The organism is Shimia isoporae, assembly GCF_004346865.1.
GTDB lineage: Bacteria > Pseudomonadota > Alphaproteobacteria > Rhodobacterales > Rhodobacteraceae > Shimia > Shimia isoporae.
This window is the reverse complement of record NZ_SMGR01000001.1, coordinates 23405-35916: the sequence shown is the minus strand read 5'-3', so window position 1 is coordinate 35916 and position 12512 is coordinate 23405. Positions and strand designations below refer to the sequence as shown.

The following is a 12512-nucleotide window of genomic DNA, read 5'->3' as shown; positions in this document are numbered from 1 at the left end:
CCAAACACACCCTCCCGACCCGCATGCAAATGGCACCGTCCATTCCCGGCCCCCACGAAGGCTACATGCCCGGCTTTGGCAACGACTACGAAACCGAGGCTCTGCCAGGGGCTCTGCCACAAGGCATGAACAGCCCGCAGAAGTGCAACTACGGCCTATACGGCGAGCAACTGTCCGGAACCGCCTTCACCGCGGAAAGCGTCGAACGCACGTGGTGCTATCGCATCCGTCCCTCGGTCAAACACAGCCACCGCTACGAAAAAATCGATGTGCCCCTCTGGAAATCCGCGCCAAATGTGGACCCAGATGTCACGTCTCTTGGCCAGTACCGCTGGGATCCGGTACCTCACACCGAAGAAGCCCTGACCTGGATCACAGGTATGCGCACCATGACCACGGCAGGAGACGTGAACACTCAGGTCGGCATGGCATCGCACATCTACCTCGTGAACACGTCCATGGAGGATGACTACTTTTTCTCCGCCGATTCCGAACTTCTGGTTGTCCCTCAAGAAGGCGTTTTGCGCTTCTCCACAGAGCTGGGCATTATCGATCTGGAGCCCAAGGAAATCGCCATTCTGCCACGCGGCCTTCTTTATCGCGTTGAAGTTCTCGAAGGCCCTGCGCGGGGTTTTGTCTGCGAAAACTACGGCCAGAAATTCGAGCTTCCCGGTCGCGGTCCAATTGGTGCCAACTGTATGGCCAACCCGCGCGATTTCAAAGCGCCGGTCGCCGCATTCGAGGACCGCGAAGTCCCTTCTACCGTGACCGTAAAATGGTGCGGACAATTTCACCGCACCAACATCGACCAATCCCCTCTGGACGTGGTCGCATGGCACGGGAACTATGCCCCGGTGAAATACGACCTGCGCACCTATTGCCCCGTGGGTGCAATCCTGTTCGACCACCCCGATCCGTCGATCTTCACCGTGCTCACGGCCCCCTCCGGTCAACCCGGAACGGCCAATATCGACTTCGTGCTTTTCCGCGAACGTTGGATGGTGGCAGAGGACACATTCCGCCCGCCTTGGTACCACAAGAACATCATGTCCGAACTGATGGGCAACATTTACGGCCAGTACGACGCCAAACCCAAAGGCTTCATTCCCGGCGGCATGAGCCTGCACAACATGATGCTACCGCATGGACCGGACAAAAACGCCTTTGAAGGCGCCTCCAATGCAGACCTGAAGGCGGAAAAACTCGACAACACCATGTCCTTCATGTTCGAGACCCGTTTTCCGCAGCACCTGACAGCCTTTGCGGGTCAGGAAGCACCTCTGCAGGACGACTATATCGATTGCTGGACTGATCTGGAGAAGAAGTTCGACGGCACCCCAGGCAAGAAGTGACCTAGGGGGCACCTGACCCTGTGCCAGTCAAAGCTCGTGACTCCGTCATTATATTTCCTGCAAAAGGAAAGTGACGGGGTCGCGACAGGGAGGAAACGCGCATGAATTCAGTCACGCTTTTGGGGACCAAGGGCGGGCCGGCGATCCGGCCCGGCACACGCATGCCCACGTCGATCCTTGTTCAGATGGATGGAATGACGGTTCTGGTGGATGCCGGCCTCGGAGTTGCGCGGGGTTTGTGTGATGCAGGTGTTGCCCTGACCGATTTGGATGCCATCATAATCACACACCTCCATTCCGATCATTATCTGGAACTCGGCCCGCTCCTGCACACGGCATGGACGGCAGGCCTTGCGCGCACGATCCCGATCTACGGCCCCACCGGACTGGCGCATTACTGGCACGGGTTTCTCAATGCCATGTCCTTTGACGTAGAACTGCGCCTGCGTGACGAAGGACGCCCGCCGCTGGAGCCATTGCTGGACGTGCATGTGCTTCAGGACGGCGAAACCGCATTGGGGGGCCTCAAGTTGACCGCCATCCGCAATGCCCACCCACCAATAGAAGACAGCTTTGCCCTGCGCTTTGAAGGCGCAAGCCAAACCGTTGTCCTCTCCGGTGACACCGCCCCGATCCCCGAAATGGTCGACTTTTCCCATAACGCCGACCTTCTGGTGCATGAAGCCATGTTGTCCGCTGGCATCGACGCGCTCTGCAAACGTGTCGGCAACGGCGACGACCGTCTGCGCATCCATTTGGAACGCTCCCACACGCCTGCAGCCGAGGCCGGCCGCATCGCCACCGAGGCTGGCGTCAAACGCCTTGCCCTCAATCACCTCGTCCCCTGCGACGATCCTGATTTCACTGACGCCCACTGGCAGGAAGAAACCGCCAGAACATGGGCTGGTCCCCTCTTTATTGGCACCGACGGGATGAAAATTCCGCTGGACTAAACGCACAAGGAAACGCGCATGCCTCTGATGAAAAGCTGGGTCGAAAGCGCCAACGCGCCCGACCACCCTTTCCCCCTGAACAACCTGCCTTATGGGGTCTTCTCTCACGCAGGCACCGAAGAACGCTGCGGTGTCGCGATCGGCGACATGATCCTTGATATGGCCTCTGCAGAAGACGCCGGGCTGGTGAAAGTAGCGGATGAACCTGTCTTTGACCTGCCATACTGGAACGACTTCATGGACCTCGGATCAGAGGCCTGGACGGCCCTGCGCGCGCGCCTGATCGCCTTGCTCGCCGAAGGCAGCTCGGAGCGAAACGCGGTGGAGCCGCATCTGGTCCCAATGGCCGAGGCCGATCTACACATGCCCATCGCCGTCAGCGAATACACCGACTTCTACGCAGGCCGGCACCACGCGTTCAACGTTGGCACCATGTTCCGCGGCCCGGAAAATGCCCTGCCGCCCAATTGGCTGCACATCCCGATTGGCTATAACGGCCGCGCATCCTCGGTTGTGGTCTCCGGCACCGACATTCGCCGCCCGTGGGGTCAGTTGAAGTCACCCGACCACGACCTGCCTGCCTTCCTGCCGTGCCGCCGCTTTGACATCGAACTGGAAATGGGCGCCATCGTTGGCACGTCCTCGGACGGCCCGATCTCCGTGCAGGAAGCGGACGACAACATCTTTGGCTATGTGTTGCTCAACGACTGGTCTGCGCGTGACATTCAGGCTTGGGAATACCAGCCACTTGGCCCGTTTCAGGCCAAAGCCACCGCCACCTCGATCTCTCCATGGATCGTCACCAAGGCCGCGCTGGAGCCTTTCCGCACCGAAACGCCAGAGCGCGAGTTCGAGCTTTTGGAGCACATCAAGGACGTCGGCCCGATGCTCTATGACATCGACCTTTCGGTTTCGATGGCACCCGAGGGACAGGAAGCGACCACCATCGCACGCACCAATTACAACCAGATGTATTACTCCGCGCCGCAACAGTTGGCGCATCATTCCACATCCGGCTGCCCGATGAACGTTGGTGACCTGCTGGGCTCAGGCACCATCTCGGGCCCAACCAAGCCCGAGCGCGGAAGTCTGCTGGAACTCAGCTGGGGCGGCAAGGAGCCGCTGACGCTCGACACAGGCGAGACCCGCACCTTTATCGAAGACGGCGACACGCTTACCTTGAGTGGGGAGGCCAAAGGAGATGGCTACACCATCGGTTTTGGCACCTGCGTTGGCACCGTACTTCCAGCGCTGGAAGATCCCTACAAACGCTAAACGCCGGAGCCCGCCATGACACACCGCCCTGAATATGTTGGATATATCGCGATGAGCCTCGACGGCTTCATCGCAACACCTGACGGCGGCGTGGAATGGCTGACGCCCTTCAACGAGGACATCGCGTCCGAAGGGGGCGACGGCGGTTACAGCGAATTCATCACCGAGATCGACGCGCTGATGGTGGGCCACGCCACCTATATTCAAGTGCTTGGCTGGGGCTGGCCCTATGAGGACCGCCCCGCCTACGTGCTAACGCACCGGCATGATTTCAAAGGCGATCACATCGCCGCTGCCGGACCTGTGTCCGACCTGAAAGATGCGATCGAGGCGGCGGACCATCGGCGTATCTGGATAATGGGTGGCGGACAAACACAGCGCACCGCCTTGGATGCAGGCATGTTCGACCGCATCTCCATCTTTCTTATGCCCACTCTTCTGGGCAAGGGGCTGCCCTGTTTCGCCGAAGGGCAGCAACGCAACCTCACTCTCACCGCCAGCACCGCGATGCCCGGCGGCATCATGAAACTCGACTATAATTTCAAGGATTGACCCACATGGCCAAGGCATTCGCGTCGCAAGGCGATATGACGGAAAAGAAAATCTCCTTCACCGAAGTCGGCGACGGCCTTTTTGCCTTCACTGCCGAAGGCGACCCGAACTCTGGCGTCATCATCGGGGATGACAGCGTCATGATCGTCGAAGCGCAAGCCACGCCGCGCCTTGCCAACAAAGTCATCGAATGCGTGCGCTCCGTCACCGACAAGCCGATCTCCCACGTGGTCCTGACCCATTACCACGCCGTGCGCGTGCTGGGCGCATCGGCCTATGGTGCGGACCAAATCATCATGGGCGACGCCGCGCGTGCGATGGTGGTCGAACGCGGTCAGGAAGACTGGGACAGCGAATTCCAACGCTTTCCGCGCCTGTTTGAAGGCCATGAAAGCATCCCCGGCCTGACCTACCCGACCACAACCTTCTCTGAGGACATGACCGTTTACCTTGGTAACCGCCGCGTGGACCTTATGCACCTTGGACGCGCCCACACTGCCGGCGACATCGTGATCCATGTGCCGGACCAGAACGTGATGTTCACCGGCGACATCGTGGAATACCACTCTGCGTGTTACTGCGGAGACGGGCATTTCTCCGATTGGGGCGACACACTGGATAACATTGCCGCCTTTGACGTGGACGCCATTGCGCCGGGACGCGGAGATGCGCTCATCGGCAAAGACATGGTCAACGCCGCCATCGAAAACACCCGCGATTTTGTCGAAAGCACATACCGTCCCGCTGCCCGCGTCGCGGCCCGCAACGGCACTCTCAAAGAAGCATGGGACGCTGTGCGCGCAGAATGTGACCCGAAATTCGGAGACTACGCGATCTATGAGCACTGCCTGCCCTTCAACGTCGCCCGTGCCTTTGACGAGGCCCGCGGCATTGACACACCCCGAATCTGGACCGCCCAACGTGACTTGGAAATGTGGGAGGCCCTTCAAGGTTAAGCCCTGTCTTTGATCCAGATCGTTGCAAGACTGACGCCACTCTGGAACCCTGCGCCGCAGACGAACGCGCGCTGTTGATCTTTGGGAGGAGACCCCATGAGCAAGATCTTTGAAACGCCGCTCTACCCCTACGCGCGGCACACCGATCAGGACGCGGCGGTTCCAGCCCGTCACAAGGTTGTGGTGATCGGCGCTGGCCCCGTTGGGCTCACAGCCGCCATCGACCTTGCCAATCAGGGTGTCGAAGTTGTCGTTCTGGACGACAACGAAAAAGTGTCCTTCGGTTCCCGCGCCATATGTTTTGCCAAGCGCCAACTCGAAATCCTCGACCGCATCGGCAGCGCCGATCCGTTTGTCGAAAAAGGTGTCGAGTGGGATGTCGGCAAAGTCTTTTTCGACGAACGCGAAGTCTACAAGTTCGACTTGCTCGCGGAGGAAGGGCATCGTCGCCCCGCCTTCATCAATCTCCAGCAATATCACTTCGAAACTTATCTCGTGGATCGGGTTCGGGAATTGCAGGCGCAAGGCGCGCCCATCGACGTCCGCGGCCGGAACAAGGTCGAAGCCATCGGGCAGCATGACGATCACGTTGCCCTCGAGGTGGAAACACCCGAAGGCAGTTACACGATCGAGGCCGACTGGTTGATCGCCTGCGACGGTGCCAACTCACCGACCCGCCGTATGCTGGGGCTTGATTTTGTTGGCCGCGTGTTTGAGGACAACTTCCTGATCGCTGACGTGGTTATGGAAGCCGACTTCCCGACCGAGCGCTGGTTCTGGTTCGACCCACCATTCAACAAGGGTCAGTCTGCCCTCCTGCACAAACAACCCGACAATGTCTGGCGCATTGACTTGCAACTGGGCTGGGACATCGACAAGGAACAGGAAAAGAAACCTGAAAACGTCATCCCCCGCCTGAAGGCGATGCTGGGCGAAGATGTGAAATTCGAGCTCGAATGGGTTTCAATCTATACTTTCCAGTGCCGCCGCATGGAGTATTTCCGCCACGGACGGACTCTTTTTGCCGGCGACTCGGCACATCAGGTCAGCCCATTTGGGGCCCGTGGCGCCAATTCCGGCATGCAGGACACCGACAACCTTATCTGGAAGCTCAAGATGGTGATCGATGGCAAGGCGCCTGACTCCCTGCTCGACAGCTACAACACGGAACGCGTCCACGGCGCTGACGAGAACATCATCAATTCCACCCGTTCTACCGATTTCATCACGCCCAAGTCGGACATGAGCCGCATTCTGCGGGATGCGGTTTTGGACCTCGCCGAAGACTACGATTTCGCCCGTCCGCTCGTGAACTCCGGCCGGCTTTCCGTGCCTTGCACCTATGACGGCTCGCCGCTCAATTCCGCGGATGCGCTGGCCGGGCCAACAATCACCCGCCCCGGCAGCCCCTGTCCGGATGCCCCTTTGCCTGACGGTTTCCTGCTGGATCACCTCGGCGACAGGTTCGTGCTTGTGACCATAGACGCCGACGCCCCCGACACCTTCGAAGAAGGCGGTGTCGAAGTGAAACGCCTGGCGCTGTCAGTGCGGGACGACCCTACCCTTGCACTGCAGCGGCGGTATCTCGGCGACGCGCCCAGCGGCGTTTACCTGATCCGCCCCGACCAGCATATCGCCGCCCGCAGGGAGACATTTGATGAACCGCTTTTCCGAGCAGCCCTGCGTCGTGCCACAGGCAAGGAGTAAGACATGTCCGACACATTGATCCTGACCCCGAACCTCGACAGTGCTGACGACTTTTACGCCGATCTGCTTGCAGCGCACGATGGCCTCAGCCGCGAAGCCTCGGACGCCCTGAATGCCCGCCTCGTTTTAGTTCTTGCCAATCACATCGGTGATCGCTCCGTCCTAGCTGAAGCCTTGGCAGCAGTCCGCCGCAAGGCCACATGAGCGAGACGGTCCTGTTCGATTATTGGCGGTCTTCTGCCAGCTACCGAGTGCGTATCGCACTCAATCTCGCGGGCATTCCCTTCAAGGTGGTGCCCGTTGATCTCGTCGAAGGCCATCACCGAAGCGCGGTCCATCTGGATCGCAATCCACAGGGTCTGGTGCCTGTGCTGGACATTGACGGGCTGCGCCTCACACAATCTTTGGCCATCATCGAGTATCTCGACGAAACCCGCCGCCTTGGCATTTTGCCCGAAGAACCGTCCGAAGCGGCAAAAATCAGGGCTTTGGCCCACGCGATCGCATTGGACGTGCATCCGGTCTGCAACCTACGTGTTGCCAAACACGCAGCGGCGCTCGCGGGAGGCGATCCCGACGAGTTGCGCGACTGGATGCAAACGTTCATTGGTCCCGGCCTTAATGCTTTCGAAGCGATGCTCGACCCTTTTGGTCAAACGCCGTTTTGTTGTGGAAACACACCTACGCTCGCGGACTTGTGCCTGATACCGCAGGTTTACAACGCCCGCCGGTGGGACGTAGATCTGTCGGCCTGTCCGAAAATTCTGAGTGTGGAGTCCGCCTGTCAGGCGCATCCCGCCTTTGCCGCGGCTCATCCCGATACGGTCAGACCCTAGTCTTCGGGACGCTCGTAGAGTTCACCGAGCAAAGCCAGCAACTGGTCGAACTTCTCCGGGCCCAGCCGTTCCCTCTGCGCATTCGCCAGAGCAAGCGCCTCGGGCATGTTTTCCGCAATCAGAGCCTCTCCGGCCTCGGTCAAAGTGATCACATGCCGGCGCCGATCAAACCGGTCCCGAACGCGCGTCACAAGGCCCTTTTCTTCCAGCTTCTGCAAAATCCTTGTGAGGCTTGGAAGAAGAAGCACTGCGCTTTCGGCAATTGTTGTCGGGTCCTGCGGGCCATCCTCAACCAGAACGCGCAGAACGCGCCACTGTTGTTCCGTCACACCTACGTCAGCCAGCATCTTGCGAACCGGTCCCATGACTTTGTCCCGCGCCCGCAGCAAGGCAATGGGCAGGGATTGTGACGTGGAAGGAATATCGTTTTGTCCGGTCATGGTTCTTTCATGCACCCCTGACATCAAAAACGCAAATCATTGCTTGTACGTCCGCGGAACGCTGCCTAGCCTGCGCATCTCAAGGCAACGAATTCGCTAGGGATATAGATATGGATTGGTCGGATTTCGCCCGCTGGGGGGCACGCATTTCAGACTGGGCAAAGACATATCACGACACCATTCGAGACCGTCCGGTTCGCGCCCAGGTTGCACCCGGAGAAATCCTGGCAGCACTTCCGGAAACACCCCCGCAACAGGGTGGTGCAATGGAAGACGTTTTTGCGGATTTCGAAAAAACCGTCATGCCGGGCATCACTCATTGGCAGCATCCACGCTTCTTTGCCTATTTTCCGGCCAACGCAACGCCGCCGTCGATGCTGGCAGATTATCTCGCCACTGTGATCGCACCGCAGTGCATGTTGTGGCAAACTTCGCCCGCGGCAACCGAAATGGAAACCCGTATGATCGACTGGTTGCGCCAGTCCATCGGTTTGCCTGCTGACTTCTCCGGCGTCATTCAGGACAGCGCGTCAAGCGCGACGCTCGCGGCCGTCCTGACCATGCGCGAACGCACCTTGAACTGGTCCGGCAACAAGGAAGGTCTCGCTGGGCAAGCACGCCTGCGCGTCTATAGTTCTATCGAAGTCCATACATCGATCGACCGCGCGATATGGGTCTCAGGCATTGGTCAGGACAACCTCGTCCGCATCCCAACCCAAGGCCCGAACAGGAGCATGGATCCTGTTGCCCTTGACGAAGCCATAGCAGCCGACATCGCCGCCGGATATCTACCGGCCGGCATCATCGCCAGCACAGGCGGCACCGGTACTGGCGGCAGCGACGACATAAACGCCGTCTGTGATGTAGCCGAGAAATACAACCTGTTTGTGCATGTCGACGCGGCATGGGCAGGCGCGGCCATGATTTGCCCCGAGTTTCGCGACATGTGGACAGGCGTCGAGCGCGCCGACAGCGTCGTCTTTAATCCGCACAAATGGCTCGGTATGCAATTTGACTGCTCGGCCCATTTCCTGCGGACACCCGAAGAATTGGTGAAGACGCTCGCTATTCAACCCGAATTCCTCAAAACTCATGGCAAGGACGGGATCATCAACTACTCCGAATGGTCCGTACCGTTGGGGCGCCGATTCCGCGCTTTGAAAATCTGGTTCGTTCTCCGCGTTTACGGGCTGGAAGGCTTACAGCAGATGATCCGCAACCATGTGGCCTGGTCCAATGACCTCTGCGAAACCATCCGCACTACGCCGGATTACGAGATCATCACTGAACCCGTTCTGTCGCTCTTTACTTTCCGCTATGCCCCGACGGGGGTGGCCGATCTGGACGACCTCAACCAGCGGCTGGTCAGCGCGGTAAATGACGATGGTCGCACCTACATCACGCAAACCCGCACCAATGACCAACTGGTAATCCGGTTTCAGGTTGGCCAGGTCGATGCAACCCAAGACGATGTGATTGACGCCTTCAAAGTCATTCAGGAAATCGCCAAAACGCTGTAGCACGTGGCTAATTCAAAGGCTGCTGGCATCCGCAAAATCACCTACGTAATTTCCCCGAATTGACCGGTTTTGCCCCTGCCTCCTACCATGAACACAATCACCCCGGTCTCTGTTCGGGGATGAGTTCAGGGAGGAAAACTCATGACAAAATCGCTCATCGCGGGCGCAGTCTCGGCATTGGCGCTGACCGCAACTGCGGCAATTGCCGACATCAAGATCGCCCACGTTTATGGCAAGACAGGCCCGTTCGAGGCCTACGCCAAACAAAGCCATGACGGGCTGATGCTTGGCTTGGAATATGCCACCGGCGGCACCATGGAAATCAACGGCGAAAAGATCGTCGTGATTGAAAAGGACACCCAGCTGAAACCCGACAACGGCAAGGCCCTTTTGGAGGAAGCCTATGGCGACGATGAGGTCGACCTCGCGGTTGGTCCTGTAAGCTCGGGCGTCGCTCTGGCTATGCTTCCGGTCGCAGAAGAATATGAAAAACTGCTGATCGTCGAGCCCGCAGTGGCAGACTCAATCACAGGTGCCAACTTCAACCGGTATATCTTCCGCACGTCGCGCAACTCGTCTCAGGACGCGGTTGCCAACGCGATCGCCCTTGCAGGTGAAAACGTCCACATTGCGACATTGGCACAGGACTATGCGTTTGGTCGTGACGGCATTGCCGCCTTCCGCGAAGCGCTCGAAGGACAAGGCCAGGGCATCGCTCATGAAGAGTACGTGCCGACCGACACGACCGATTTCACCGCGGCCGCAGAGCGCATCTTCACTGCTATGAAGGACCTCGAAGGCGACAAGAAGCTCTTCATCATCTGGGCCGGCGGTGGCAACCCAATGGGCAAAATTCAAGCGATGGACCCGTCCCGTTTCGGCGTCGAGATAGCGACAGGCGGCAACATTCTGGCGGCACTGAAAGCTTACAAGGACTTCCCGGGGCTCGAAGGCGCAACCTACTATTACTATGACATCCCGAAAAACGAAGTGAACGACTGGCTCGTCGCAACTCATCAGGAACGTTTCGGCACTCCGCCGGACTTCTTCACCGCAGGTGGCATGTCCGCAGGCATTGCTGTCGTGGAGGCCATCAAAAAGGCTGGCGGCACCGACACCGAAGAGCTGATCACCGCGATGGAAGGCATGGAATGGATGACGCCCAAAGGCAAGATGATGTTCCGCGCCGAGGACCACCAGGCGATGCAGCCCATGTATCACTTCAAAATCCGCGTGGATGACGATGTGGAATGGGCGATCCCGGAACTCGTACGCGAGTTGGGTATCGACGACCTGCCCATTCCGGTCCGCAACTAGTAAACTCCCCAATATCTGACCCGGCGGCTCTGACTGTCGCCGGGTTTCCTTTGTCACCGACACCGCGTCGGAAAGAAGCCTCATGTCACACGCTATTCTGGAAACCACCGACCTGACCGTTCGCTTTGGCGGCCATGTCGCAGTGGACCATATCTCCTGCAGCTTCAACACTGGAGAACTGACCGCGATTGTCGGCCCCAATGGCGCAGGCAAGACCACTTACTTCAACCTGATCTCCGGCCAGATCCCCGCGTCCGAAGGGCGCGTCATGCTCAACGGGCACGACATTTCTCGCATGTCTGTCGCCCAGCGCACGCATCTGGGCATCGGCCGCGCATTTCAGCTGACAAACCTATTTCCCAACCTGAATGTGCTCGAAAACGTGCGTCTTGTGATTCAATCCAAGGCCGGCCGTGGGTTCAACATGTTCTCGATGGCCTCCACACACGATGACCTGACGACCCCGGCTATGGAAATTGTCGACCGCGTCCGCCTGACGGATCAGGCGCATCAGATTGTCTCCGAACTGTCTCACGGCGACCAGCGCAAGCTCGAAGTGGCCCTGCTGATCGCGCTCGACCCGCTGGTTTATATGTTTGACGAACCCACTGCGGGCATGTCGGTAGACGAAGCCCCTGTCGTGCTTGATCTCATCGCCGATCTGAAACACCGCAAAGACAGGTCGATCCTGCTGGTTGAGCACAAGATGGACGTGATCCGCACGCTGGCTGACCGGATCATCGTTTTGCACAATGGTGCGCTGGCCGCCGACGGCGAACCCGCCGAAGTCATGGCCTCCGATGTTGTGCAGGAAGCCTATATGGGTCGCGATCTCGAAGGAGCATTGGCCAATGTCTGACCCAATCCTCAAACTCGACGGTGTATTCACCAACATCGCCCAATACCACATTCTGCAAGGGGTGGATCTCGAGGTTCCGCGCGGCCAGGTCACCATGCTTCTTGGTCGCAACGGCGTCGGCAAGACCACCACTTTGCGCTCAATAATCGGCCATTGGCGGGCCCACAAAGGCGCAATCCTTTTTGACGGTCAGGACATTACAAAACTGCCGACCCCTGCCATTGCGCGGTTGGGTGTCGGGTTTGTTCCCGAGGACATGGGTATTTTTGCCGACCTGACCGTTGAGGAAAACATGATCCTCGCCGCGGTTTCCGGTCCGATTGATCAATCCCGCTTACAGTGGCTTTTCACTGTGTTTCCCGCGCTGGAAACCTTCTGGAAAAAAGACGCGGGCACACTCTCGGGCGGGCAGAAACAAATGCTCACTATCGCCCGTGCCATGATCGAAGAGCGTCAGCTCTATCTGATCGACGAACCCACCAAGGGCCTCGCTCCGGCGATTATCACGACGATGGCCCGCGCCCTCAAGGAACTGAAAGATCAGGGGGCGTCGATCCTCTTGGTGGAACAGAACTTCGCTGTGGCCAAAGCACTTGGCGACACCGCCAACGTGATGGATGACGGTCGCATGATCTGGTCCGGGCAGATGTCTGAACTGGCAACCGACGCGGCATTGCAGGAACGGCTGATGGGCCTGAGCGTGGAGGCCCACTGATGCGCCTTACCACACTCGCCAACTCTGAAG

13 protein-coding genes are annotated in these 12512 nt (G+C 58.8%); 12 read left to right on the top strand and 1 reads right to left on the bottom strand.

Going from position 1 to position 12512, the window contains the following annotated elements; all coding sequences use genetic code 11:
- Positions 1-23 precede the first annotated feature (23 nt).
- The 8 genes from hmgA to maiA all read left to right on the top strand — a co-directional run bounded on the left by hmgA (position 24) and on the right by maiA (position 7631).
- Entirely contained in the window at positions 24-1352 is a 1329-nt protein-coding gene (hmgA, locus tag BXY66_RS00175; RefSeq protein WP_132860280.1) for a homogentisate 1,2-dioxygenase, read from the top strand.
- A 101-nt stretch (positions 1353-1453) separates the two neighbouring features.
- Positions 1454-2305 carry an MBL fold metallo-hydrolase gene (locus BXY66_RS00170; RefSeq protein WP_132858173.1) on the top strand — a complete coding sequence of 284 codons (852 nt, stop codon included), beginning with the start codon at positions 1454-1456 and terminating at the stop codon, positions 2303-2305.
- Positions 2306-2323: 18 nt separating this feature from the next.
- The gene (fahA, locus tag BXY66_RS00165; protein ID WP_132858172.1) at positions 2324-3580 is read left to right on the top strand and encodes a fumarylacetoacetase; all 1257 of its coding nucleotides are present in this window, start codon (positions 2324-2326) and stop codon (positions 3578-3580) included.
- A 15-nt stretch (positions 3581-3595) separates the two neighbouring features.
- Positions 3596-4132 (top strand): dihydrofolate reductase family protein, encoded by a 537-nt coding sequence (locus tag BXY66_RS00160; RefSeq protein ID WP_132858171.1) that lies wholly within the window; start codon positions 3596-3598, stop codon positions 4130-4132.
- Positions 4133-4137: 5 nt separating this feature from the next.
- Positions 4138-5088 carry an MBL fold metallo-hydrolase gene (locus BXY66_RS00155; protein ID WP_132858170.1) on the top strand — a complete coding sequence of 317 codons (951 nt, stop codon included), beginning with the start codon at positions 4138-4140 and terminating at the stop codon, positions 5086-5088.
- A 96-nt stretch (positions 5089-5184) separates the two neighbouring features.
- On the top strand, positions 5185-6795 hold the full coding sequence (locus tag BXY66_RS00150; protein WP_132858169.1) for an FAD-dependent oxidoreductase: 1611 nt from the start codon (positions 5185-5187) through the stop codon (positions 6793-6795).
- Between the two features lie 3 nt (positions 6796-6798).
- A complete protein-coding gene (locus BXY66_RS00145) occupies positions 6799-6999 on the top strand; it encodes a DUF2783 domain-containing protein (protein WP_132858168.1) in 201 nt (66 codons plus the stop codon).
- Entirely contained in the window at positions 6996-7631 is a 636-nt protein-coding gene (gene maiA, locus BXY66_RS00140) for a maleylacetoacetate isomerase (protein ID WP_132858167.1), read from the top strand. The genes BXY66_RS00145 and maiA overlap by 4 nt, the downstream gene beginning before the upstream one ends.
- Here the strand turns inward: maiA and hpaR are convergent.
- Positions 7628-8071 carry a homoprotocatechuate degradation operon regulator HpaR gene (hpaR, locus tag BXY66_RS00135; RefSeq protein WP_132858166.1) on the bottom strand — a complete coding sequence of 148 codons (444 nt, stop codon included), beginning with the start codon at positions 8069-8071 and terminating at the stop codon, positions 7628-7630. The two genes, maiA and hpaR, sit on opposite strands and share 4 nt — an antisense overlap.
- 110 nt (positions 8072-8181) lie before the next feature.
- Here hpaR and BXY66_RS00130 point away from each other — a divergent pair, with 110 nt between their 5' ends.
- From BXY66_RS00130 to BXY66_RS00115, 4 genes are all read left to right on the top strand, one after another.
- The gene (locus tag BXY66_RS00130; RefSeq protein ID WP_132858165.1) at positions 8182-9591 is read left to right on the top strand and encodes a pyridoxal phosphate-dependent decarboxylase family protein; all 1410 of its coding nucleotides are present in this window, start codon (positions 8182-8184) and stop codon (positions 9589-9591) included.
- 141 nt (positions 9592-9732) lie between these two features.
- Positions 9733-10908, top strand: a complete 1176-nt coding sequence (locus BXY66_RS00125) for a substrate-binding domain-containing protein (RefSeq protein WP_132858164.1) — start codon at positions 9733-9735, stop codon at positions 10906-10908.
- Between the two features lie 82 nt (positions 10909-10990).
- Positions 10991-11767, top strand: a complete 777-nt coding sequence (locus tag BXY66_RS00120; RefSeq protein ID WP_132858163.1) for an ABC transporter ATP-binding protein — start codon at positions 10991-10993, stop codon at positions 11765-11767.
- Positions 11760-12482: an ABC transporter ATP-binding protein gene (locus BXY66_RS00115; protein WP_132858162.1), complete on the top strand. Its 723-nt coding sequence runs from the start codon at positions 11760-11762 to the stop codon at positions 12480-12482. The genes BXY66_RS00120 and BXY66_RS00115 overlap by 8 nt, the downstream gene beginning before the upstream one ends.
- Positions 12483-12512: the final 30 nt, after the last annotated feature.